21 protein-coding genes are annotated in these 24,052 nt (G+C 63.6%); 9 read left to right on the top strand and 12 right to left on the bottom strand.

Translation table 11 applies throughout. The annotated features are described in order from the left end of the window. The first annotated feature begins 49 nt into the window (after nucleotides 1-49). Together CLU88_RS01855 and CLU88_RS01850 are read left to right on the top strand one after the other, a co-directional pair. Nucleotides 50-1,105, top strand: a complete 1,056-nt coding sequence (locus CLU88_RS01855) for a sodium-dependent bicarbonate transport family permease (protein ID WP_099655136.1) — start codon at nucleotides 50-52, stop codon at nucleotides 1,103-1,105. 158 nt (nucleotides 1,106-1,263) lie between these two features. Further along, a complete protein-coding gene (locus CLU88_RS01850) occupies nucleotides 1,264-2,505 on the top strand; it encodes an ISL3 family transposase (RefSeq protein WP_369827578.1) in 1,242 nt (413 codons plus the stop codon). 603 nt (nucleotides 2,506-3,108) lie between these two features. Here CLU88_RS01850 and CLU88_RS01845 read toward each other — a convergent pair. The 3 genes from CLU88_RS01845 to CLU88_RS01835 form a co-directional block, all read right to left on the bottom strand. Then, nucleotides 3,109-3,930: a carboxymuconolactone decarboxylase family protein gene (locus CLU88_RS01845; RefSeq protein WP_099655134.1), complete on the bottom strand. Its 822-nt coding sequence runs from the start codon at nucleotides 3,928-3,930 to the stop codon at nucleotides 3,109-3,111. A 110-nt stretch (nucleotides 3,931-4,040) separates the two neighbouring features. Continuing rightward, the gene (locus tag CLU88_RS01840) at nucleotides 4,041-5,066 is read right to left on the bottom strand and encodes an aldo/keto reductase (RefSeq protein WP_233205346.1); all 1,026 of its coding nucleotides are present in this window, start codon (nucleotides 5,064-5,066) and stop codon (nucleotides 4,041-4,043) included. Nucleotides 5,067-5,076: 10 nt separating this feature from the next. Then, nucleotides 5,077-6,093, bottom strand: coding sequence for an alpha/beta hydrolase (locus CLU88_RS01835; RefSeq protein ID WP_233195200.1), 1,017 nt, complete (start codon nucleotides 6,091-6,093; stop codon nucleotides 5,077-5,079). Nucleotides 6,094-6,377: 284 nt separating this feature from the next. On the opposite strand from CLU88_RS01835, the gene CLU88_RS01830 reads away from it, so the two are divergent. Next, nucleotides 6,378-7,352 (top strand): LysR family transcriptional regulator, encoded by a 975-nt coding sequence (locus CLU88_RS01830; RefSeq protein WP_099655132.1) that lies wholly within the window; start codon nucleotides 6,378-6,380, stop codon nucleotides 7,350-7,352. A gap of 77 nt (nucleotides 7,353-7,429) precedes the next feature. On the opposite strand, the gene CLU88_RS01825 is transcribed toward CLU88_RS01830, so the two are convergent. Beyond that, nucleotides 7,430-8,242, bottom strand: coding sequence for an IS5 family transposase (locus CLU88_RS01825; RefSeq protein WP_099655131.1), 813 nt, complete (start codon nucleotides 8,240-8,242; stop codon nucleotides 7,430-7,432). Between the two features lie 212 nt (nucleotides 8,243-8,454). On the opposite strand from CLU88_RS01825, the gene CLU88_RS23440 reads away from it, so the two are divergent. Beyond that, nucleotides 8,455-10,080 (top strand): methyl-accepting chemotaxis protein, encoded by a 1,626-nt coding sequence (locus tag CLU88_RS23440; protein ID WP_199173398.1) that lies wholly within the window; start codon nucleotides 8,455-8,457, stop codon nucleotides 10,078-10,080. Between the two features lie 203 nt (nucleotides 10,081-10,283). Here the strand turns inward: CLU88_RS23440 and CLU88_RS01815 are convergent, their stop codons facing one another. The 6 genes from CLU88_RS01815 to CLU88_RS01790 form a co-directional block, all read right to left on the bottom strand. Then, the gene (locus CLU88_RS01815) at nucleotides 10,284-11,231 is read right to left on the bottom strand and encodes an IS1595 family transposase (RefSeq protein ID WP_099658570.1); all 948 of its coding nucleotides are present in this window, start codon (nucleotides 11,229-11,231) and stop codon (nucleotides 10,284-10,286) included. A gap of 176 nt (nucleotides 11,232-11,407) precedes the next feature. Beyond that, on the bottom strand, nucleotides 11,408-11,761 hold the full coding sequence (locus CLU88_RS01810) for a cupin domain-containing protein (RefSeq protein ID WP_099655130.1): 354 nt from the start codon (nucleotides 11,759-11,761) through the stop codon (nucleotides 11,408-11,410). 68 nt (nucleotides 11,762-11,829) lie between these two features. Continuing rightward, a complete protein-coding gene (locus tag CLU88_RS01805) occupies nucleotides 11,830-13,062 on the bottom strand; it encodes an amidohydrolase (protein WP_099655129.1) in 1,233 nt (410 codons plus the stop codon). Beyond that, nucleotides 13,059-13,757 carry an HAD-IA family hydrolase gene (locus tag CLU88_RS01800; RefSeq protein ID WP_099655128.1) on the bottom strand — a complete coding sequence of 233 codons (699 nt, stop codon included), beginning with the start codon at nucleotides 13,755-13,757 and terminating at the stop codon, nucleotides 13,059-13,061. The genes CLU88_RS01805 and CLU88_RS01800 overlap by 4 nt, the downstream gene beginning before the upstream one ends. A gap of 256 nt (nucleotides 13,758-14,013) precedes the next feature. Further along, complete coding sequence (locus tag CLU88_RS01795) at nucleotides 14,014-15,246, bottom strand: PA0069 family radical SAM protein (protein ID WP_099655127.1); 1,233 nt, start codon at nucleotides 15,244-15,246, stop codon at nucleotides 14,014-14,016. Between the two features lie 57 nt (nucleotides 15,247-15,303). Further along, on the bottom strand, nucleotides 15,304-16,257 hold the full coding sequence (locus CLU88_RS01790; protein ID WP_099655126.1) for a LysR family transcriptional regulator: 954 nt from the start codon (nucleotides 16,255-16,257) through the stop codon (nucleotides 15,304-15,306). 296 nt (nucleotides 16,258-16,553) lie between these two features. Here CLU88_RS01790 and CLU88_RS01785 point away from each other — a divergent pair, with 296 nt between their 5' ends. Further along, the gene (locus tag CLU88_RS01785) at nucleotides 16,554-17,537 is read left to right on the top strand and encodes an MBL fold metallo-hydrolase (protein WP_099658569.1); all 984 of its coding nucleotides are present in this window, start codon (nucleotides 16,554-16,556) and stop codon (nucleotides 17,535-17,537) included. Between the two features lie 439 nt (nucleotides 17,538-17,976). Continuing rightward, a complete protein-coding gene (rnk, locus tag CLU88_RS01775) occupies nucleotides 17,977-18,390 on the top strand; it encodes a nucleoside diphosphate kinase regulator (RefSeq protein WP_099655125.1) in 414 nt (137 codons plus the stop codon). A 91-nt stretch (nucleotides 18,391-18,481) separates the two neighbouring features. Here the strand turns inward: rnk and CLU88_RS01770 are convergent, their stop codons facing one another. Then, nucleotides 18,482-19,600, bottom strand: a complete 1,119-nt coding sequence (locus CLU88_RS01770) for an acyltransferase (protein WP_099655124.1) — start codon at nucleotides 19,598-19,600, stop codon at nucleotides 18,482-18,484. Nucleotides 19,601-19,854: 254 nt separating this feature from the next. Here CLU88_RS01770 and CLU88_RS01765 point away from each other — a divergent pair, with 254 nt between their 5' ends. The 3 genes from CLU88_RS01765 to CLU88_RS01755 are packed head-to-tail and all read left to right on the top strand — an operon-like array spanning nucleotide 19,855 to nucleotide 22,844. After that, on the top strand, nucleotides 19,855-20,439 hold the full coding sequence (locus tag CLU88_RS01765) for a GbsR/MarR family transcriptional regulator (RefSeq protein ID WP_099658568.1): 585 nt from the start codon (nucleotides 19,855-19,857) through the stop codon (nucleotides 20,437-20,439). Between the two features lie 4 nt (nucleotides 20,440-20,443). Beyond that, entirely contained in the window at nucleotides 20,444-21,814 is a 1,371-nt protein-coding gene (locus CLU88_RS01760) for a cytochrome ubiquinol oxidase subunit I (RefSeq protein ID WP_099655123.1), read from the top strand. A gap of 19 nt (nucleotides 21,815-21,833) precedes the next feature. Further along, on the top strand, nucleotides 21,834-22,844 hold the full coding sequence (locus CLU88_RS01755; RefSeq protein ID WP_099658567.1) for a cytochrome d ubiquinol oxidase subunit II: 1,011 nt from the start codon (nucleotides 21,834-21,836) through the stop codon (nucleotides 22,842-22,844). Nucleotides 22,845-22,992: 148 nt separating this feature from the next. On the opposite strand, the gene CLU88_RS01750 is transcribed toward CLU88_RS01755, so the two are convergent. Further along, nucleotides 22,993-23,946, bottom strand: a complete 954-nt coding sequence (locus CLU88_RS01750) for a nitronate monooxygenase family protein (RefSeq protein ID WP_099655122.1) — start codon at nucleotides 23,944-23,946, stop codon at nucleotides 22,993-22,995. Nucleotides 23,947-24,052 lie beyond the last annotated feature (106 nt).

Genomic DNA, 24,052 nt, shown 5'->3' with positions numbered 1-24,052 from the left:
CTGAGACGTCCCTAGCATCGGGTTTCTGCCATCGTTTCGGAGAAGAAAAATGCAAAGCCTGCTGGACCCCGCGATCTTGTTTTTTGCCCTGGGGGTGTTTGCGGGCTTGGTGCGATCCAACCTGGAAATGCCCGCAGCCATTTCCAAATTTCTGTCGATTTACCTGCTCATGGCACTGGGTTTGAAAGGCGGCTTTGCGCTGGCAGCCTCAGGCTTTACACCCAGCGTGGCCAGCAGCCTGGGGCTGGCCACGCTGCTGGCGGTGGTCGTGCCCCTGGTGGGCTATGCACTGCTGCGGCGCGTGTTGTCGGGCTTTAACGCCGCAGCCGTGGCGGCGACATATGGATCGGTGAGCGCGGTGACTTTTGTGACCGCCACGCAGTACCTGGAGGCACAACACATCGCCTACGGCGGCTACATGGCCGCCGCGATGGCGTTGATGGAATCACCCGCCATCATCCTGGCGGTGCTGCTGGCCAATGCGCTGCGGCAACAGCAGGCAGTGGCCACCACGCAAGTGGTGGGCATGACCGCCAGCGGCGCGGCCACCCTGGGCGTTGCGGGCATGGGCAGCGGTGGCGCTCATCTGGGCAACAAGGGGCCCCACAACCTGTCTGTCGGCAAGATCCTGCACGAGTCGTTCACCGACGGCACGCAACTGCTGCTGCTCGGTGCCATGGTGATTGGCCTGGTGACGGGCGATGCGGGCAAGGTGGCCATGCAACCGTTTTCGGGCGATTTGTTCAAGGGCATGCTGTGCCTGTTCTTGCTGGACATGGGACTGTCTACCGCACGCAACTTGCCTGCGGTGCGCAAGCAGTCGCCCTGGCTGCTGGCCTACGCGGTGCTGGCGCCCATCACCCACGCTACCTTGGCCCTGGGACTGGCATGGCTGGCCGCGGTGCCGGCGGGCGATGCGGTGCTGCTGATGGTGTTGGGGGCCAGCGCGTCGTACATCGCCGTGCCAGCCGTGGTGCGCTATGCGATCCCGGAAGCCGACCCATCGCTGTACGTCAGCCTTTCCCTGGGGGTGACGTTTCCGCTCAACATCGTGGTGGGCATACCGGCGTATACCCAGGCGGTGCAGAGGCTCTGGGGTGGATAGCACAGGCGGTATGGCGCACAGCCAAAACGCTATTACTTCCATAGCACCTAGCGCTCTATCCATATGCGATAGCGGCATATTTTCGGCTCTCTTCCGTTTCGGGTGGAACGCTACAGTACAAATAAATCCATTGACACCCGCTGAAGAGGAGCCTGCCGATGCAAGAAGCGTTGTTCTGCCAAGCGCTGGGGCTGGCTGCGCCCTGGGTTGTGGAGCGTGTTGCACTGGATGTAGAGCGCAGGCGCATCGACCTGTACGTGGTCTGGCAATCCAGCCATGCCACCTGCCCCGCTTGCGCCGCAACTGAGCAGAAGCTGCATGACCACCGCCAGCGCAGCTGGCGGCATCTGGATTTCTTTCAGTTTGAAGCCTATGTGCACTGCGCGCTGCCTCGCGTGTCATGCAGCGCCTGCGGCTGTACGAGCCAGCTGAGTGTTCCCTGGGCGCGTGAGGGCAGCCGTTTCACGCTCATGTTCGAGGCGCTGGCCCTCACACTGGCCCGGGAGATGCCGGTGGCCGCATGTGCGCGCATCCTGCGCTGCGCGGACAACGCCTTGTGGCGCCAGATCGATGCCCACGTCGGCCTGGCGCGGGCCAAAGAGAGCTACGCGGATGTGACCGTCATCGGTATTGACGAGACCAGCTGCGCCAAAGGCCACAGCTACATCACCCTGGTGCACGACCTGCAGCAAGCGCGGCTGATCTATGCCACACCCGGCAAGGATGCCAGCACGGTGCAAAGGTTTACCCAAGACATCAAGAGTCACCAAGGTAGACCTGAGGCCATCAAGGTGGTGTGTATGGACATGTCCAAGGCCTTCATCGCAGGAGCAGGCCAGCACTTGCCCCAGGCGGCGATTGCCTTTGATGGATTCCATGTGGTGCAGCTGGCCAATCGGGCAGTTGATGCTGTTCGCAGGGAAGAAGCCAAGGGCGAGCGCTGGCTCAAGAAGACCCGCTGGTGCTGGCTCAAGGACAAAGCCAGGTGGACGGACAAAGAGCAGGCAAAGATGGATTGGCTGCCCCACGCACGACTGAAGACCGCCAGGGCGTGGCGGATGAAGGAGGCGCTGCGAGATATTTACCGCAACTCACAAGCGGATGCCGCCACCCGCGCCCAGGCACTCAAGAAATGGCTGCATTGGGCACAGCGTTGCCGCTTGCAACCCATGCAGGACTTAGCCAAGACTATCCAGCAGCACTGGGCGGGAATCCTCAAGGCGTTTGATGCCTCTCATCTGCACACAGGCTATGTGGAGGCTGTGAACTCACTACCGCAGGCGGCCAAGGCTAAAGCCCGCGGCTATGCAACCGCCGACCACTTCATCGCCATGGCGTTCCTGATCGCTGGCAAGCTCACTCACCTGCCGGGCAGTCCTTTGCAAAAGGCAAGGGCCTGACCTTCACTCCAGTGGGGAATGTAGCGTTCCACTCGAAACGGAAGAGAGCCATATTTTCTCTAGAGTACCGTCCATGCCCCCGCGATGCAGAACAGCATGCGCTGGGCTTTGCGGACATGCACCCCAGCGGCTGTGCAAATCAGCGCAGCGAAGTGCGTCACGCGCCAAGAAACCGCCAGCGTAGTCTCCACACGCACCATCTGGTGCGCTAACGCCTGAGGGTCGTTTGGTATCTACGGCTCATGTTCTGAACACATCGAGTGTGCCCAGCTTTCGCCGTCCTGGCGTTGCTGCTGAGATCGGGTTGGAGGGGTGGGCGGCCACTGGTTGACTGGTACCAGCCGCTATCGGCAATGCGGCCAAACAGCCAGTTGTCCATATAAATCCGCGCCGTCCAGCGCTGACTCGTTTCGCTCATGCGCTGTCCTCTGGTACTTCACGCTTCAATGGGCCGATCGCTCCATCGGTATGCCGCCTGGCCTGCACCCAAAGTACATCGCTATCGCGGCCTGGGGCTGAGACCCTGATCAAAGCCGCTGCCAACGCGGGGCATCGTGACGCCAAGTCGGGAGATTGGTTTCGTGCAGGCACAACGCATTCCCATCATTGGGGATCATTCTTGAAAACGTCACGCGCCACGCCCACCGCCGTCACCGCGTTGGGCCATCCGGCATAAAACGCCAGCTGCGTCACCGCCTCGACCAGTTCTGCTTCGGTCACCCCGTTGCGGCGCGCCAAGGCCATGTGCGAGCGAAGCTGGTCGGGGCGATTCATCGCAATGAGCGCGCTGACGGTGACCAGGCTTCGGTCTCGCGGCGAAAGGCCTGGCCGGGCCCAGACATCTCCAAAGAGCACGTCATCGGTCAACTGGGCCAGTTTGGGCGCTATGTCCCCCAGCAGTTGCTGGGCACGCGATGGCTGAGCGGCAGCGGCTTGGGGTGCAGCGGCCACTGCGGGTGGAGCTTGATAGACCGCTTCGCTGACCTGTTCAAACCAGTCTGCGGTCTTGCCATCCAGTGCCTCCTGAATGGCGACGTGCGCCATGGCGCTGTCCGGTGCTGCGCCATGCCAGTGGCGCGTGTGCGCGGGAATGTGCACCACATCACCCACCCGGATTTCCTGCACCGGGCCATCCTGGCGCTGCACGCGCCCCACCCCCGAGGTAACGATCAGCGTCTGCCCGAGTGGATGGGTGTGCCACGCGGTGCGTGCGCCCGGCGCAAAGGTCACGCTGCCAGCGGACGTGCGATGCGAGGCATCGGTGGGCGTGAGAAGCATCTCGACTTTGACGCTGCCGGTGAAGTTCTGCGCCGACGCCGCCTGCACCTGACGCGATGCGGCGCGGGAGATGAGCAACTCGGACTCTGCTGCACCAGCAACGTCCAGCATCGAAAGTGCGAGCGCAGCGACCGTGAATGGTTTCATTGTGAAGTTCCTAGTGGGGGATGAGTGGGATGGCCGCGTGCGACGACCGTGTGGGATGACCGTGTGCCAAGGTCGCGCGGGATGGCTTGTGTGGGATGAACCAAAGCGCCTCAGCGCCCCACGCGCGCCTGCAGCGCAGCGGGGTAGCGGTCCCCCTGGATGGGCACCTGATTCAACACTTGGTCAATCGAGGCCCGCTCTGCAGTGCTCAATGCCATATCAACCGCACCCAGGTTTTCGTCCAGGCGGTGCAGCTTGGTGGTGCCAGGAATCGGAACGATCCACGGCTTTTGCGCCAGCAACCACGCCAGGGCCACCTGGGCGGGCGTCGCCCCCTTGGTCTTTGCGATGGCGCCCAAGGCATCTACCAGCGCTTGGTTTGCCTGCCGAGCCTGGGCGCTGAAACGCGGAACCACGCTGCGGAAGTCGTCTTGGCCGAAGTGCGTGCTGTGGTCGATGGCCCCCGTGAGAAAGCCCTTGCCCAAAGGGCTGAACGGCACAAAGCCGATGCCCAGCTCCTCCAGGGTGGGCAGGATGGCCTCTTCAGGTTCGCGCCACCACAGGGAGTATTCGCTTTGCACTGCGGCCACAGGCTGCACGGCATGGGCCCGCCGGATGGTCTGCGCACCCGCCTCGGACAGGCCGAAATGCAGCACCTTGCCCTCAGCGATCAGGTCCTTCACGGTGCCTGCCACATCCTCAATGGGCACCTCGGGGTCCACACGGTGCTGGTACAGCAGATCAATCACCTCGGTGCGCAGGCGTTGGAGCGAGCCCTCGACCGCCTCGCGAATGTGCTGCGGCCGGCTGTTGAGGATTTGCTGCTTGCCGTCGTCGCCAAAGGTGAAACCGAACTTGGTCGCGATGACGGCCTCGTCGCGCACGGGGGCCAAGGCCTCGCCGAGCAGGTCCTCGTTGAGGAATGGGCCATAGACCTCAGCGGTGTCAAAGAAGGTCACCCCCCGCTCCACCGCTGCACGAATGAGTGCAATGGCCTCGCTGCGGTCCGTGGCTGGGCCATAACCGTGGCTCAACCCCATGCAGCCCAGGCCCAGTGCCGAGACCTGCAGACCAGACCGGCCCAGTTCGCGCTGGTGGAGCATGTGGTGCTTGTGGCGCGTGTGGCTCTCGTGCATGGGCATCCTCCTAAAGTGTGCGGGCGTAGAACGCGGCCAGCTTGCCAATGGCGGCGTCCACATACCGAGGGACCCAGTACGTCTCGATGTGGGTGGCCCCCTCGATGGTGAACAGCTCTTTGTCCCGGGTGCCCTTGGCTTTGACGATGGCGTCCTGGCTCATGTACAGGCTGTCGGCCTTGCTGCCGGCAATCATCAGCAGGGGCTGCTCGATCAGCTCGATGTGGTCCGTGGCATCGAAGCGCACCAGGTCAATCAGGCTGCTGGTGGTGTATTTGAAGGTGGAGTTGGGATGGGCGTGCGTCTTCCAGTAATACGCATAGCCTTGGCGGTAAAGATCAAACGGCAGCTGGGCGATCTGCTCGTCCGTCAGATTCGCATCGCCGGAGTACAAGACCTCGCCTCCTGCAGCCTCTTGGGCCCGAGCCGCAGAGGCCTGTTGCAGCCGCGCCCCGATCGTGTGGAGCTGCGAATCCACATAGCCGTTGCGGCGGACCCGACCGCTGTTGAACATGCTCACCGTCGCCAGCGACTTGAATCGCTTGTCGGTCTGCGCCGCTGCCAGTGAGTAGCCACCGCCACCGCACAAACCCAGCAAGCCCAGGCGCGCCGCGTCCACGCCAGCGTAGCGACCGATGAAATCCGCCATACCGTGAATGTCCTCGATGCGGTTGGACGGCTTGTCCACGCTGCGCGGCATCCCGCCGCTGGCGCCTTGGTAGGCGGCATCTGCGGCGATGGTGATGTAGCCCTGCTCTGCCATGCGCTGCGCATACAGCCCGGCCACCTGCTCTTTCACACCGCCATTGGGGTGCGCAACCACCAAGGCGGGGTAAGCCTTGGTGGGGTCGTAGTTCGCGGGCGTGTAGACGTTGGCGGCAATGTCCAGGCCATTGAGCTGGTAGCGCACGGGGTGGATCTGCACCTTGCCGGGCTCATTGCGGGCAATCGCGCCCTCGTACACCAAAGTGAATGGGTTCTTTTTGTAGTCGGCGGCAGCGGCATCCGCCCCCGCAATGCCGACCATCGCGGCGACCAAGGTGGTCGCCAAAGCCTTGTGTTTCATGGGCATGGTTTGTGTCCAGGTTGTCCTGACGGTGATGGAGATCCGGGCGACGCGGCACGGCGGCTAAGAACCTGCTCAAAGAGGCCGCTGCTGCGGCGCTTTAGCGGCGCAGGCCATCGCCCTTGGCCCGCACTTTAGGCAAATCACCAGCAAGCTACTAGCCACACAAAGCTTGCACCAGTCGCAATGAAAAGTTGATACTGATACGGGCCATCCTCCCCAAAAACATCCCTTTCCTACGTGCCATGCCCATCAATGAATTCAAAGCCATCTCCACCTTTGCCAAAGCGGTAGAGCTGGGGAGCATTCGGCAGGCGGCCCTTGCCCAGGGCGTGACGCCGCAGGCCGCCAGCCAGACGATTGCACAGCTGGAGCAGCACCTTGGGGTGCGACTGCTGCACCGCACCACACGCAACCTGGCCCTGACGGAAGAAGGCAAGAACCTGCTTGAAAACACGCAGCCCGCATTGGCAGCGCTGGACAGGGCGCTCGCATCGGCCCGGCAGGGCCAGGAGAGCATTGCAGGGCCTTTGCGCATCGTCGGCCCCAAGTCTTCATTTGCGCCCCTGTTGATGCCGCTGCTGGACGAGTTCTGCACGGCCTATCCGGGCATCCAGCCTGAAATCCAGCTAGACGATGGCATTGGCAACTGGGTGCAGGACCGCGTGGACGTGGGCTTCAGAATTGGTGTGTCGCCCAACGAGGGCGTCATTGGGCGCTCCCTGTTTCCCATCCAGATGATCGTCTGTGCGGCGCCCAGCTACCTTGCGGCGCATGGGGTCCCAGGCTCGCTGGATGAGCTGGTTGCCCACCGGTGCAGCGTGTATCGCCACCCAACGACGGGAAGGGTTTCACCGTGGTATCTGAACGTCGACGGGAAGGTGGAGCACCGGCAGATGTCACCGGCGTTTGCCTCCAACGATTCCGAATTGGAGCTGCTGGCCGTGCTGAGCGGCCAGGTCATCGGACAGCTTGCGAACTTCTATGCGGCCCAGCACATCCGCGCTGGTCGGTTGGTGCCCGTGCTGCTTCCCCACCTGAGTGCGCACCTTGGCATGCACATCTACTACGGCAACCGCACGGCGCAGCCCAAGCGCGTGCGGGCATTCATCGACCTGGCCATCGCCCGGCTGCTTGAATGCCCGGACTATGTGCTGTCCCCGAAAGAACTCGCCACAGCCGCGCTGGCCGCCAAACGGAAGCCACAACGCAGGGGATAACGAGCCACACGCCGAGCTTGGTGCGCGGCCGAGCACCTTCGAAAGCCCAACGGAGATGTCGCCCCCCCTAGAGCGTGTTATGAACTTCCCGCTGCAGCCAGCACCCGTGCGGCAGCGGGCAACATGAGCACCGCAAACACCAGGAAATGCAGCCCGCCGAGCACTTCGGGCAGTCGCTCGTAGTCCCGGGAGAGCCTGCGGAACCTCGCCAGCCAGCCGAAGCTTCTCTCCACCACCCAGCGGCGCGGCAGCAGTACAAAGCCTTTCTTTGCCTCGGGCAGCTTCACGATGTGCAGGTCGATGCCGTTGTCCTGCGCCGCTTTGGATGCCGCTTCACCCGTGTAGCCTTGGTCTGCCCAGGCCAGTTGTACCGTGTGGCCCGTGGCCTGCTGTACGTCTTCGCACAGGCGCTGCACCTGCGCACGTTCCTGTTCGTGTGCAGGCGTGACATGCACTGCCAGCAAGTGGCCCAGCGTGTCCACGGCCATGTGCACCTTGCTGCCGCGCTTGCGTTTGTAGCCGTCGTAGCCTGCACGTGGACCGCTCTCGCAACTCGATTGCAGCGTGCGCCCATCCATCACTACTGCGCTGGGCTGGCCCTGGCGACCCTGTGCCACGCGGATGATGGAGCGCAGATCCGACACCATCGCCTCGAAGCAGCCCGCGTCAAGCCAACGCCTGCTTTGCTGGTAGACCGCCTCCCACGGCGGCAGATCGTTGGGCAGCATCCGCCAGGGCGCTCCTGCGCGCACCAGCCAGCGCAGCGAGTTGAAGACTTCGCGCAGATCATGCTCGCGCTGGGGCGCGTGCTGATTCATCAAGGTCAGGTAGGGCGCAGCGAAGCTCCATTCTTCATCGCTAACGTCTGTCGGGTAAGGCTTGCGGGGCATCTGCAAACTCTACCCTTTGCTCCGTGCTCACGCAGCAAAGTTCATAACACGCTCTAGCGCCCATCTAGCAAAAATCACCACAACGCCGTACCCTCCAATCTGAAGGGAATCTTAAAAAGATGGAGTTTTCAGCCTAAATATTGCAAAAAAATTTGACACATCTGGGCAAAGAAGCAAAAATATCGTTTGTATCAATTTAATCAGGTGCAAAAATGAACCTCCAATCCATGACCATGAAGGCAAAACTGGGCCTTGCCTTCGGCCTGATGGTGCTGCTGATCCTGTTCGTATCGGGTCTGTCCCTCAAAGACTTGAGCGACGAGAAGCAGGAGTTCCACGACTTTGTCACGGGCATCAGTGCTCGCGCCGAGTTGGTGCGGGGGGTTCAAACTGCGGTAGACCGCCGGGCGATCGCCGCGCGCAACCTGGTGCTGGCGACCAAGCCCGCCGAGCGCGATGTGGAGAAACTGGCGGTAACGAAGGCCCATGAAGACGTGCAGTCGCGGCTGGACCAGCTCCGGGCGGCGTTGGGCAAACCGAATGTGCCATCCAACGAGAAAGCGCAGTTCGAGGCCATCGAAAAGACAGAAAAGGTCTATGGCCCCGTGGCCTTGCGCATCGTGGACTTGGCGTTGCGTGACCAACGGGACGAGGCGATCACCAAGATCAACGACGAATGCCGCCCTTTGCTTGCAGCCCTGGTCACTGACGTCCGTCGCTACCAGGCCATGGTGGACGCCACCACCAAGCAGATGATTGCGGAGTCAGAGACAGACTTCGAGGCCCATCGCAACGTATTGATCGGGTTTGCCCTGATCGCCATGGCGCTGGCCTTGGTGTGCGGCCTGGCAATCACTCGCAGCGTGATGCGCGCGCTGGGTGCAGAGCCCAGCGCCCTGAGCGATGCAGCGCACAAAGTGGCTGAAGGCGATTTGACCAACATCCCTGGCGCCAACACCGCCTCCCCTGGCAGCGTGCTGGAGTCTTTGGGCACGATGCAAAAGAACCTGTCCAACATCGTGGTCAAGGTGCGTGGGGCGTCTGACTCCATCTCCACTGGCGCCACCGAAATTTCGATGGGCAATTCCGACCTGAGCCAGCGCACCGAAGAGCAGGCCAGCGCCTTGCAGCAAACAGCAGCCACCATGGAGCAGTTCACGGCCACCATTCGCAACAATGCCGAGAACTCCAAGATGGCAGACCACCTTGCACTGGATGCATCGAAGGTAGCGACCCAAGGGGGCGAGGCCGTGACCAAGGTGGTCGAAACGATGAAAGGCATCAACGAAAGCTCGCGCAAGATCTCCGACATCATTGGCGTGATCGATGGCATTGCCTTCCAGACCAACATCCTGGCGCTGAATGCGGCCGTAGAGGCGGCGCGTGCTGGCGAACAAGGGCGGGGTTTTGCGGTAGTGGCCTCTGAGGTTCGCAACTTGGCACAGCGCAGTGCCAGCGCAGCCAAGGAGATCAAATCACTGATCCATGAAAGCGTGGAAAAAGTGGCCACCGGGACCAGTCTGGTGGACCAGGCAGGCCAGACCATGGCGGCAGTGGTGGGCGCGATTCAACGCGTGTCGGAGGTGGTCGGGGAGATCAGCTCGGCCAGCAGCGAGCAAAGCTCTGGGGTGTCCCAAATCGGGCAGGCGGTCAGCCAGCTGGACCTGACAACGCAGCAAAACGCGGCCTTGGTGGAAGAGAGTGCCGCCGCTGCACAAAGCCTGGAGACGCAGTCCAAGCAACTGATTGAGGCCGTTCGCGCCTTCAAGCTGGAGAGCCATGCGGGCGGCTTGATGGGACTCCACGAACCACGGCTTGCCATCGCTGGGGGGCATTGACCGCAGCAGGCCCAGCGCCCTCATGCGCCGGGCTTGGCGGTGGACGGCATGCGCGACCGAGCACAAGGCTGAGCCCCCAGCAATGCAGTGTGCCCTGCCCCATCGGGCATTCGCACAACGCTACCAAAAATATAGCTGCCAGCGCTTATTTAATAAGCCCTGGTGGCTTATTTCAGGCTCTTCTAGCGAATGCTAGTGACGTTTTAATTTCCCATGGCGGCGTCCAGCACCAGCGCGGGCTGCAGCCCCTTGGGGCCTGATCGGTCCAACAGCCTGAACCACCCCAAATACGAATCAAGGTACTTCGTCGCAATACCCTTGAATCGTTGCAGCCACCCTCGCAGCCTGCTGACATAGGCATTGACGTTCTGCACATGCCAGGGCCCCCTTACCCGTTGGCCTTTGCTCACGTTCACCGCTTGGTGCTGCACTCCCAGAGCCCGCGCAGCGCTGGCCAGCGTGACGCTGCCATCGGTGCACAGGATGGCGTCTGGCGCCAGCAAGGGCTTGAGCACCGCTTGCACACTCACCGCTTGGTTTGTTTGCAAGATGAAGTTTGCCGTTGCTCCAGCTCGGTCTCGCGCCATCAGCACCGGGGTGTACTCCGAGCCCTTGCAGCCCGCAAGCGCCTTTCCACCACGTCTGCGAGGACGGCGCAGTAACCCCCTGTGTCCCTTGCAGGAGACCAGGAAGTAGGACTCATCTGCCTCGGCAATGCCCAGAAGTTGGCGTGCCTGCAGATTCTTGGGACAGGCCAGGAAGCGGTGGCGCCAGCGAAAGGCGGTACTTTGCGCCACACCCAATCGCTGGGCTGTTTGGTTCAGTGAGAGCCCTTCGCCCAGGGCCTGTGCCTGGCCCATCCATTTATCCCGCAGATGCAGCCGCGCAAGCGGCGTACCCGTCAGGGCGTTGAAGGTGCGCTTGCACTGTCGGCACTTGAAGCGTTGCAGCCCATTGGCCGAGCCGTTCTTGACGAGCCGGGAGCTGGCGCAGTGGGGGCAAGCCCGGCCATCGATGGCGTGCGCCTCAATGAGGGCACTGGCTTGGCTGCGATCCATCAGCGCCTGCAGGCGGCTAGCCAGTTGCTGGCGCTGGTGGTGCGTCAGCTGGGGCAGGCTGTGGATCAAGCGCGTCATCTGTTGCTGTCGCATGGCCTTCTCCTGGGGCAGACGCTGGTGCGTCATGCTCAGGAGATGGGGGCGCAGCGCGCCTGTTAAAGACTCATCACTAGCATTCGCTAGAAGAGCCTTATTTCATTTCAAGCCCGATTTCAAGCCCGATAGATTTCTACAGCAGCGCCCACCGAAGGCGCAGGCGGTCACTGCCCTCACTGCGCCACGATAAAAAAGACCTTGCGCAGGGTTTCGGTGATGTGCCACACCCCCGTGGTGTCGGCCGGGAAGAACAGCGTATCGCCCGCCTGGATGTGCAGCGGCTCGCCCCCGGTGGGGGTGAAGATGCAGGCACCCGTGAGGATGTGCATGACCTCGGCGTTGGGCAGCACGCGCTCGAACTTGCCAGGGGTGCATTCCCAGATGCCGGTCTGGTGCGGGGCTGCGCCAGCCAAATCCACATCCATGCCGCTGAAGGCGCAAGGCGGCTGGGTGATAGGGCGTGCCGGCCCCCCCTGGGGCTGCAGGTCCGTCAGGGTGGCGGTGTTTTTGAGGACAGTGATACGCATGGGACGGTTCTGAAATGGAGAGAGGAAGCGGGGGCGTGGCGCCCCCGTAGCAAGGATGTGATGCGCCCTTAGCGGGGCCCAGGCGCAGCCAGCGCGCGGGCGGCGATTTCGCAAAACCAGCGCACGCCCAAAGGCAGCGCGTCGTCGTTGAAGTCATAGCACGGGTGGTGCAAGGCCCGTTCTCCCTCGGGGCCTGGGTCTGCACGGCCCTGGCCCAGCCACAGGTAAGCACCGGGCTTGCGCTGCAGCATGAAGGCAAAGTCTTCGGACGTGAACGCGGCGCGGGGCGCCACCTGGGCTTGCAGGCCCACGGTCTGGGCTGCGTCCAAAGCCAGGGCCGCCTGCGCTGCGGTGTTCAAGGTGGCTGGGTAGTAGCGCTGGTAGTTCACCAGCACCTCGGTACCGCTGGCCAGGGCCATGCCTTGGCAGGTGGCGCGCAGGGCGGCTTCGATGCGGTCTTGCGCCGTGACATCAAAGCTGCGCACGGTGCCGGTGATCTGCACCTCGGCCGGCAGCACGTTGTGGCTGTGGCCGCCTTCGATGCGGGTGACCGACAGCACGGCTGATTCACTCGGGTCGATGCGCCGGGAGACGATGGTATTGAGCTGCGCCACCAGCTGGCTTGCAGCCAGGATGGCATCGGGGGTGTGCTGGGGCTGGGCCGCGTGACCGCCCTTGCCGCGCACGGTGATGTCAAACCGGTCGGCCGCCGCCATGATGGGGCCGGGGCGCGTTTGCGCATGCCCCAGGGGCAGGTCTGGCCAGTTGTGCAGGGCGTAGACGCTGCCGCACGCAAAGCGCTCAAACAGCCCGTCTTCGATCATGCGGGCCGCACCGGCCTGTCCTTCCTCCGCGGGCTGAAAGATGAAGTGCACCGTGCCGCGCAAACCCAGCGCCTGGTGGGTGCGAACCAGCTGGCGGGCGGTGCCAATGAGCATGCTGGTGTGCCCGTCGTGCCCGCAGCCGTGGTGCTTGCCCGCGTGGCGGCTGGCATAGCTGCGCTGGCCCAGCTCCACCATGGGCAGCGCATCCATATCGGCCCGCAAGCCTACGCTGGGGCCCTGCCCTGCACCGCCGCCGCATTGCAGGGTGCCCACCACGCCGGTGCCGCCCACGCCCTCGGTCACCTGCAAGCCCAGCAGGCGCAGGGATTGCGCCACGATGCCTGCGGTGCGGCGCTCCTCGTAAGCCAACTCGGGGTGGGCATGCAGGTCTTGCCGCAGCGCGACCAGATCGGGCAGCAGGTCCTGCACAGGCGCGGTCACGGCGGCCAGGGTGGCCGCGTTCAACACCTGGCTCATTGGCCTGCGTCCACCGCGTCGGCCAACTGGGCCAGGGTGTGGAAGTGGTAGTCGGGCACGGTGTGCTCGGACTCGATGGTGCCGCCGGAGCTGGCCAGGCCGTGGCGGCGCTCGATCCAGCAGGTGGTGATACCCAGCTTTTTGGAAATGCCAATGTCGTGGTACTGGCTTTGCGCCACGTGCAGGTTGTCGGCCTGCTTGTAGCCCCAGGCGCCTTCAAAGCGGCCACGGGCATAGGCAAAGTAACGGGCATCGGGCTTTTCGCACAGGGCGTCGTCGCAAGCCAGCAGCAGGTCAAAGGGTGAGCCCAGCGTCTTCTGGAAGTGCTGCAGCGCCCAGGTCTGGGCATTGGTCATGGTGACCAGCTTGAAGTGCTTGCGCAGCCGGGCCAGCGCTTCGATGGAATCGGGGAAGGCGGGCCACTGCGCGACCGAGTCGCGAAAGCCCTGGGCCAGCGCATCGCTGTCGGGCAGGCCCAGCTGGGGGGCGACCACATGCCAGCAGCGCACCAGGTCGTTGGGGTACCAGTCGGTGTCGGGGCTTTTGCGGGCAGCGCGGTAAGCGGCCAGAAACTGCTCATCGGTCACATCGCTGCCAGGCACGGCCTGGCGCAGGTAGGCGAGCATGCCGCCCTCAAAGTCGATCAGGGTTCCAACCACATCAAACGTCAGCACTTTGAAATCACGCAGGGCCATGGGGGTTTCCTCAAGTCAGCATTGGGGGCGCTGCAGGCTGGCTGCAGCGGGGGCTAAATCAGATGCCAAGCTTAGGAGAGCGCGCCCTTGCCATGGCACTGAACCAAGGGGCTGGCGCAGCAGCGAATTGCGTTTTCAGGGGCCTGCTGCGCAGATTGTGAGAAAGGCACCAAGGTGAGGCCAAAGCTCACCAAAGCGCGCATGCAATCACTGGCATGGTGCATTGCGCAGCGCCACCACGTCAGCACCCTGTGCGTCAAAACAAGCTGCCTTGTCCTCGCAGCAACCCAGGCCTGAACTGGCCTAAGTCCAGCCCCTCGCGCTCACGGTTCAAGCCCAGGCGGCGACAGGTCGTGGCAAAGCGCTGGCGCACCAGGTCGGCCCACAGGCCAGTGCCCTTCATGCGGGTGGCAAAGTCGGCTTCATAGGTTTTGCCCGCGCTGCGCTGCGCATCCGACAGGTTGTGCAGGTCTTGCACACGGGCCATGACACGGGCCGCACGCTGCGGGTAATGCACCTGCAGCCATTCGCGAAACAGCGCATCCAGCTCCCACGGCAAGCGCAGCACGGTGTAGAAGGCGCTGGTGGCACCGGCATCGCGGGCGGCTTCGAGCACCTGCTCCATGTCTTCGGTAATGAACGGAATTTGCGGCGCCACGCTCACGCCCACGGGCACCCCCGCCTCGGCCAGGGTGCGGATGGTGCGCAGCCGCCGGTGGGGCGCCGCAGCGCGTGGTTCCATGCGGCGGGCCAGGTCGCCATCGAGCGTGGTGATGGTGACGTACACCGCTGCCAGGCGCTGCGCGGCCAAGGGGGCGAGCAGGTCCAGGTCGCGCTCCACCCCGCTCGATTTGGTGATGAGCGAGAACGGGTGGCACGCATCGCGCATCACTTCGATCACGCTGCGGGTCAGGCGCAGCTCACGCTCCACGGGCTGGTAGCAATCGGTGGCCGAGCCGATGTTGAGCAAACGCGGCACATAGCGGGGCTGGGCCAGCTCTTGGCGCAGTACCTGCGCAATGTTGTGCTTGGCCACGATCTGCGTTTCAAAGTCGAGCCCCGGAGAGAAGTTGAGGTAGCTGTGCGTGGGCCGGGCGTAACAGTAGACACACCCATGCTCGCAGCCCCGGTAGGGATTCACCGAGAGTTCAAAAAAGATGTCGGGCGAATCGTTGGCACACAAAGCGCTGCGGGCTGTCTCCAGGTGCACGCGGGTGGCCAGGGCTGGTGCGCCGCCTTCGCCTTCGTCGTCCCATGCAGAGGTTGATGCCATCCCGCCCTCCTCGCCCCCCGTATGGGCCTGCAACCCCTGCACCTGCGGGCTGGCCACGTTGCCCCAGCCATCGTCCACGGCCTCGCGCACATCGCGCGCAAACCGGTGTGGCGGGGCCGATGCAGCGCCCCGCCCCCGAATGGCTTGCACAGGAATGCGGATTTCCTCCGGCGCTGCGAAGTCGGCAGATTCAGAGGGTGCTGGAGGGCTTTTCATAACTGTATAAATATACAGTTATTTGAAAACCATGGGTAGACCCATGGCCCAGCCGTGTCAGGCCGCAGCCCCGCTGACAGCAGGCTCGTGCAGCAAACGGTCCCACCACGGCTCGGCACCGATCTCGGCGCGCAGGTGATCCATGAACAGCCGCGCCTTGGTGGCATGGCTGCGGCCGGGCAAGCGCACTGCGTGGATGCATGGCATGTCTGGCAGCGCCGGTGCGGTGCGCTCCTGTTGTGGGAACAGTGCCACCAGCTCCCCCGATCGCAGGTGGTTGCACACCACCCAGGTGGCGATGTGCAGCACCCCCAGGCCTTTGAGGGCTGCTTGCAGCATGGCGTCTTTGTCGTCGGACCGAAACCGCCCTTGCACCGGCAACGGCTGATTGCGGTTGACGCCGGGGTAACGCCAGGCAATGCCTTGCGCCGCAGGGGTTGCGCCAGTGATGCACTGGTGGCTGAGCAAATCGGCCACGCTGGCAGGTCGGCCCGCGTGGGCCAGGTAGGCAGGGCTGGCGCAGGTGACCAGCCGCACCTGCGCCAGTTGCGTGGCGTACAGGTCACTGTCGGGCAGCAGGCCAATGCGCACCGCCACGTCCATGCGCTGCTCCGTCAGGTCGACGATCTGGTCGGTCAGGTGCAGGTCCACCTCAATGTCGGGGTAGCGGTGCAAAAAGCTGGCCACAGCACTGAGCACATGCTGCCTGCCAAACACCGTGGGCGCCGTCACCGACAGCAAGCCGCGCGGCCCGGCGTCCTGCGCCAGGATGGCCTCTTTGGCCTCGGCCAGCTCGGCAATCACATTGCGGGCACGGGGAACAAATTGCTCGCCCGCATCGGTCAGCACCAGCCGCCGCGAGCTGCGGTGAAACAGCCGCGAGCCCATCTCTGACTCCAGCGCATCAATCTTGCGGGTGATGGAGGACACCGCCACGTTTTGCCTGCGGGCCACCAACGAGAACGAACCGGCGGCGGCCACAGCGAGAAAGGTTTCCAAAAAATCGAGCATGGGTGGTTGCGCCGGTAGCGAAGTCAGGGCCCAGAGGTCTTCAGCAAACCCCGGGGCATTTGAGGGGGTTGTGCACGCAGCCGTTCTTTGCAAAATTCGCAACGTAGGTTTGCAATCAAACCTATTGTTCCAAAAAACGCAAAGAATAACAATAGCGCCTCGTCTCTCAACCCATCCGCCCATCCATCCATTTCACTGCGGCCCATGCCGCCAGAAAGCACCCGATGACTTCGAAATCCACCACCACCGCTTTGTCCGTTTTGCGCTCTCTGCCCACCTGGGCGACCTCCAAGCGCATGCCCCTGCGCTTGGCCCGCGCCACCACCTTGGCCACCGCACTGGCCCTGGGCGGCGCCTTCATCGCCACCGCCACACTGCCCCAGGTGGCCGTGGCCGCAGCCCCACAGCACAAGGTGCAGGCCCCCGGCTGGTACCGCATGATGGTGGGCCAAATAGAGGTGACCGCGCTGAGCGATGGCACCGTGGAATTGCCCGTAGACCAACTGCTGCACGCCCCCGCGGGGCGCGTCGCAGAGGGCCTGGCACAGCACTTTCAGCACGCGCCACTGGAGACCTCGGTCAACGCCTGGCTGCTGAACACCGGCAAGCGCCTGGTGCTGGTGGATGCTGGCGCGGGCACCTTGTTTGGCCCCACGCTGGGCAAGCTGGCGGCGCAGATTCGCGCGGCAGGGTACCGGCCCGAGCAGGTGGATGACATCCTCATCACCCACATGCACCCCGACCACGTGGGTGGCTTGGCAGCCAAAGGCCGAAGCGTGTTCCCCAACGCCACCGTGCATGCCGAAAAAGCCGATGCCGACTTCTGGCTGGACCCCGCCAAAGCCAACGCGGCCCCTGCCGAGGCCAAGGGCTTTTTTGCAGGGGCGGTGGCATCGCTGCAGCCCTACGTCAAGGCTGGCCGGTTCGCCGCGTTTGCCCCTGACAGCGAGGTGGTGCCAGGCATTCGAGCCCTGTCCGCCCACGGTCACACCGAAGGACACACGGCCTACGCCGTGGAAAGCCAGGGACAGCGCCTGGTGCTGGTGGGCGATCTGATCCACGTGGCGTCGGTGCAGTTGCAGTCCCCGGAAGTGACCATTGCCTTTGACACCGACGAGCCCCAGGCCGCCGCCAGCCGCGCACGGCTGTTTGAAGCACTGGCCCAAGATGGCAGCCTGGTGGCGGTGAGCCACTTCAGCTTTCCGGGCATGGGCCGGCTGCGCCAGGCCGGCAGCGGCTGGGTGTGGGTGCCGGTGAATTACAGCAGCCAGGTGCGATAAGCCCTGCGAAGCATGGACGCAGCGCTGCAATGGCGCTGCGCACCCTTCTCCGCTTCGCGTGCAACAACGGTAAGGCAGCGGCATGGTGGTATGGCCCTGCGGGCCAGTGCGAGATTGCCCTGTGGGCTACAGTCCCGCGCTTTCAACCAAACATATAAGAACCTGTTCAAAGTCTTTTTGGAGTTGCACAAGTGTCTGACCGGGATGGGGTGCTAGGCGCAGCGCGCAGCCAATAGCCCGTGCTATTGGCAAGCGATGCAACGCCGCAGACCGCCCGGCCAGCCACTTGCCCGAAGGGTTGGAGTGAAATCGGGCGATTGGACGCCCCGGCTGCTTGCATGGGCACGAGCCCATGCTGCGCACCCGAAGCATCCACTCATCCCGATTGCACTCCAATGCAATCTCCAAAAAGATTTTGAACAGGTTCTAAGGTACTGCCATGGCACGCAAGCCCCAGATCGTTCTGTCCTCTCTCGACCTCGACCGCATTGAAGCCCTGCTGGCCGCCATGCCTTCCAGTGTGTTCCCGGGCAAGGCAGACCTGCAGGCAGAGCTGGATCGGGCGGACGTGGTGGCGCCCGAAGAGATTCCACCCAACGTGGTCACCATGAATTCCACCGTGGAGTTCAGCATCGTGGAAACAGGCAAGTCGTTTTGCCTGACCCTGGTGTACCCGCGTGACCTCGATGGCAGCGCAGACAAGCTCTCCATCCTGGCGCCTGTGGGCAGCGCCTTGCTGGGCTTGTCAGTGGGGGATGAGCTGGCCTGGCCCGGCCCTGGCGGAAAGGCCATGACGGTGCAGGTCAAACGCATCGTGTACCAGCCCGAAAGCGCGGGCGAGCTGCATCGCTGAACACCGGAGACGGACCCGCAGGGCTTCGCGGCAAAGCTGGCAAGCCTGTGGGCTGCGCCCCTGCGTCAACACGCGGGCGCACCGCCAGGTATCAACCCCAGTTGCTGCCCAACTGCACCAGCACCCCTGCGGCCACCAGGCTCGCCTGCCAGCGCAGCATGGTGGGCAATGTGGGGGTACGCTGCTCCACGGTGCGGTACAGCCATTGCCCTGCCACCATGGCCAGCGAAAACGCCAGCAGCATGCCCAAGGCATTGACCCACGGCGATGCGGGCCACAGGCTGCTGACCACGGCATTGACGAGCAGGCACACGGCAAAGTGGATGAGGAACACGGAGTAGGACATTTGCCCCAGGCGCACCAGCGGCGAGACCCCACGCCACTGCCGCACCGCAGGGGTACGCATGGCCCACACCATGAGCAAGGCCGTTGCCAGCGCCAGCGCGATGCGCGCCCTGAATTCCAACGCCAAACCCACACCGCCCAGCACGGCCATCGCCAGCACCCAGCCCGTGGCCTGCGGAGCGCGGCTCGCCCAAAAGGCCATCATGCCCAGGCCATAGGCACCAAAGAAGTAAACCGCCCACACATCCCACTGCGCGTCGCGGTTAAAGCCCCAGAGCGAAGCCGCCACACCGGCCACCACCACGGCCTGGCCCAGCAAGGCTGCGCGCTGCTTGGCCATGGCTGATGGCAACGCCCGCACTGCAGCAAAGATCAGCAGGCTGAGGGCAAAGAGCTGAAAGTCGATCGCCACGTACCAGACTCCGGCCGACAGGGATTCATGGTCTACCAGACTGTGCAGCAGCAGCGCATGGGTGACCAACTGGGCCAGGCTCGGGTCGCCGGGCACGGAGGGGTGCTCCATCCAGGGACGCACCAGCGCACTGATCAGCACAGTCACCAACAACGCCACCACATACGGCACCACCAGGCGCACAAAGCGCTTGCTCAGTTGCTGGCCCACCTGGCCGAAGCGGGCCACACCCTCGGGCGCCAGGCTGGAGGCAGCCAGGTAGCCGCCCAGCACCAAGAACACTTGCACCGCCATGCGCGCGTAGTCGTACAGCCAGGCCATCAGGTCAGGCGCCAGGGGCTGGGCTATGTCGGACATGGGGCCATAAAAGGCCAGATGGTGCGCAACGATGGCTGCGCAGGCCAGACCCTTGACGGTGTCCAGCAGCGGCAGGCGTGAGGTGTGTTGAGACATGCAGAGAACGGGATTCACCAACGCGCGCTGGCGAAATGGTTCGCAGGCGCAAATGTAAAACCCTCTATTGTCCTCTTTCCATGTAAAGCGTGCCAGCCCCGGCCCAAACCGGTGAAGGCAAGGCCGTCCTCACCCCAGCGCTGAGAGGCAAATCACCTCTGAGCAAGCACCGCCCGAAATCACGAAACAGGCAATTTATTGAATTTTCAGTATTTACTGAAAATTCAATAAATTTGGAGCACAATGCGCTTCCCATGACCTACGTCAAAAACCTCCCTCCTCTGAATCGCCAATTCGTGTCCCATTTCGGCGAGATGGGCAGCCGCTGGGGCATCAACCGCACCGTGGGCCAGATGTATGCGCTGATCTTCCTGTCGCCGCGCCCCGTCAATGCCGACGAGATTGCCGAGACCCTGGAGTTCTCGCGCTCCAACGTAAGCATGGGCCTCAAGGAACTGCAGTCGTGGCGGCTCGTCAAGCTCAGCCACCAGCCCGGGGACCGGCGCGAATACTTTGAGGCCCCCAAGGATGTGTGGGAAATCTTCCGCGTACTGGCCGAGGAGCGCCGCCGCCGCGAGATCGAGCCCACGCTGTCCATGCTGCGCATGGCGTTGCTGGAAGAGCCCACCTCGGACGAAGAACGCTATGCCCAGGAGCGCATGCGCGAGATGCACGAGCTGATCGACCGGCTGATGACCTGGTTTGACGATGTGCAGCGCCTGGCCCCCGAAACCGCCCTGCAGCTGATGGGCATGGGCACGGCGGTGACCCGGGTGCTGGAGTTCAAAGACCGCCTGACTGGCAAGGGCCGCGCGGGCGACAACGCCAAGGGGGGCTGAGGCCATGGACGCGCTCGATACCTTCACGCTGTCGCGCATCCAGTTCGCAGCCAACATCAGCTTTCACATCCTCTTTCCCACCATCACCATTGCCCTGTGCTGGTTTCTGGTGTTCTTTCGGCTGCGCCACGCGGCCACGCGGGGCACGCCAGCAGCCGTTGGTTGGGGGCAGGCCTATTACTTCTGGACCAAGGTGTTTGCGCTGACGTTCGCCATGGGCGTGGTCTCGGGCATCACCATGAGTTTTCAGTTCGGCACCAACTGGCCTGGCTTCATGGAGCGTGCGGGCAACATCGCCGGGCCGCTGCTGGGCTACGAGGTGTTGACGGCATTTTTTCTGGAAGCCTCGTTCCTGGGCATCATGCTGTTTGGTCGGGGCCGTGTGTCTGACCGCGTGCACCTGACAGCCACCCTGCTGGTGGCCTTCGGCACCACGCTGTCGGCGTTCTGGATTTTGAGCCTGAACTCGTGGATGCAGACCCCTGTGGGTTACGAGATCATCGACGGCAAATTCCATGCGGTGGACTGGCTGGCGATTGTGTTCAACCCGTCCTTCCCCTACCGGCTGGGGCACAAGCTGCTGGCCTCGTGCCTCACGGCAGGCTTCTTGATTGCGGGGGTCAGCGCCTGGCAGTTGCTCAAAGGCACGGCCGCACCTGGCACCCGCCAAGCCTTGCGCACGGCCGTGGTGGCGGTGTCCGTGGCGATGCCACTGCAAATCTTCATGGGCGACCTGCACGGCCTGAATACGCTGGAGCACCAGCCCGCCAAGATCGCCGCCATCGAAGGCATCTGGCACACCGAAAAAGGCGCGCCGCTGACCCTGTTTGGCCTGCCCAACGAGGCAGAAGGCCGCACCGACTACGCCCTGCAGATCCCCAAGGCAGCCAGCCTGGTTCTGGCGCATGACCCGGATGCCGAGCTGAAGGGGCTGAACGAGTTTGCGGGTGCGCACCCGCCCGTGGCACCCGTGTTCTGGGGCTTTCGGGTGATGGTGGGCGTGGGCCTGCTGATGCTGGCCGTGGCCTGGGTTGCCGCGTGGGCCTTGTGGCGCAGCCGCGCGCACAGTGCTGGCGTGCTGCCCCGCAAATTGCTGTGGGCGCTGGTGGGCATGACGTTCTCAGGCTGGGTGGCCACGCTGGCGGGCTGGTACGTGACGGAAATCGGGCGCCAGCCCTACTTGGTCTACGGCCTGCTCAAAACCGCCGAGGCCGTGGCCCCCCACCCCAGTGGCATGGTGGCCAGCACGCTGGCGGCCTACCTCACGGTGTATGCGCTGTTGCTGGCCGCCTACGTGGGCGTCATCAAGCACATGGCCGAACACGCCGCCCTGCCCGCCCCCGCCGTGGCGCCCGCCACACCCCAAGCCGTTTGAACGGCAGGAGCCCCGCATGATGGAACTACTGAACTGGGCCACCGCCCTGCCCCTGATCTTCATGGCTGTGATGGGCCTGGCCTTGTTGGCCTACGTGATTTTGGACGGCTACGACCTGGGTGTGGGCATGCTGCTGCCGCTGGCCACGCACGCCGAGAAGGATGTGATGGTCTCCAGCATCGGCCCCTTCTGGGACGCCAACGAGACCTGGCTGGTGCTGGGCGTCGGCGTGCTGCTGGTGTGCTTTCCGATGGCGCACGGCCTGGTGTTGTCGGCGCTGTACCTGCCCGTGGCGGTGATGCTGATCGGACTGATCGTGCGCGGTGTGGCGTTTGACTTTCGCATGAAGGCACGCGACGCACACAAGGCCGCCTGGAACCACCTGTTCGCGCTGGGCTCCCTGATCACCACCCTGGCCCAAGGCTGGATGCTGGGGGCGTACGTTACCGGCTTTCACACCGACCTGTGGAGCCGCCTGTTTGCCGTGGGCATTGCGCTGACGCTGCCCGCCGCCTACGCCATGCTGGGCGTGGGCTGGCTGGTGATGAAGACCGAGGGCGAACTGCAGCGCAAGGCCTTGCGCTGGGGCCAGGGCGTGCTGTGGCCCATGGGTTTTGCGCTAGTGGGCATCTCGCTGGCCACACCTGTGGTGAGCCACACGGTGTTCAACAAGTGGTTTGCCCTGCCCGGCTTTTTTGCACTGCTGCCGATTCCGCTGGCGTGCGTGGCCGCCTTCTTCGCCATTCGGCATGTGCTGGCCGCACCGCGGGTGGTGGCAGCGGGCTATGGCTGGGTGGTGTTTGTGGCCACGGTGGTGATTTTTGTGCTGGCCTTCTTCGGGCTGTCGTACAGCATCTACCCCTACATCGTCATCGACCGCCTCACGGTGTGGGAAGCCGCCAGCGCCACAGAGTCATTGGCGGTGATCGGCATTGGCGTCGCGATCACGCTGCCGGTGATCGTGATCTACACCATCTTCATGTACCGCGTGTTCTGGGGCAAGGCGCGGGAGCTGACGTACGGGCTGTGATGCGTGCCGCCCAACGCCACAGCCCGGCCCCCAAAAACTAAATCAAATCAAGCCCTGGCGCTTATTGAATAAGCGCTAGCAGCTATACATTCAATAGCAAACATACCACTGAGCGACCAAGCCCAGCGGTATGCACTGCATGCGCCGATCAGAGCTTCAAGCGCGCCCGCGCTTCTTCGTACTCACGGCGCAGCTTGGCCACCAGCTCGGCCGTGCTGGTCACGGCGTTGATGGCGCCAATGCCCTGGCCGCAGCCCCAGATGTCCTTCCAGGCCTTTTGGGCGCCACCGCCAAAGTTCATCTTGCTGGGGTCGGACTCGGGCAGGTTTTCGGGGTCCAGCCCTGCGGCGCGGATCGAGGGCGCCAAGTAGTTGCCGTGCACGCCCGTGAACAGGTTGCTGTAGACGATGTCGTCGGAGTTGCTCTCCACAATGGCTTGCTTGTACGCATCCACCGCACGGGCCTCGTGCGTGGCAATGAAGGCCGAGCCGATGTAGCCAAAGTCGGCCCCCATGGCCTGCGCAGCCAGCACCGCGCCGCCGCTGGCGATGGAGCCGCTGAGCGCCAAGGGGCCGTCAAACCACTGGCGAATTTCCTGGACCAGCGCGAACGGGCTCTTGGTGCCCGCGTGTCCACCGGCACCCGCCGCCACGGCGATCAGGCCGTCAGCGCCCTTTTCAATCGCCTTGTGCGCGAACTTGTTGTTGATGATGTCGTGCAGCACGATGCCGCCCCAGGCGTGCACCGCCTGGTTCACATCCTCACGCGCACCCAGGCTGGTGATGATGATCGGCACCTTGTACTTGGCGCACACCTGCATGTCGTGCTCCAGGCGGTCGTTGCTCTTGTGCACGATCTGGTTGATGGCAAAGGGCGCGGCGGGCTTGTCGGGGTGGGCCTTGTTGTAGGCGGCCAGCGTCTCGGTGATTTCGGCCAGCCACTCATCGAGCAGTTCGGCGGGGCGCGCATTGAGTGACGGCATGGAGCCGACCACACCGGCCTTGCACTGCTCAATGACGAGCTTGGGGTTGCTGATGATGAACAGCGGCGATCCGATGACGGGCAACGACAGGTTTTGCAACGCGGCGGGCAGTTTGGACATGGCAACAACTTCCAGAAACAGGTTTTGATTGAAATAGCCCTCTAGCGCTTATTCAACAAGCGCTAGCAGCTATTATTTTTATAGTAAAGGCCTGCACCCTGCACAG

Source organism: Acidovorax sp. 56, assembly GCF_002749705.1.
Classification (GTDB): Bacteria; Pseudomonadota; Gammaproteobacteria; order Burkholderiales; family Burkholderiaceae_C; genus Acidovorax.
Note: the sequence above shows the minus strand (reverse complement) of the source record. Positions and strands in the feature narration are given on the sequence as shown.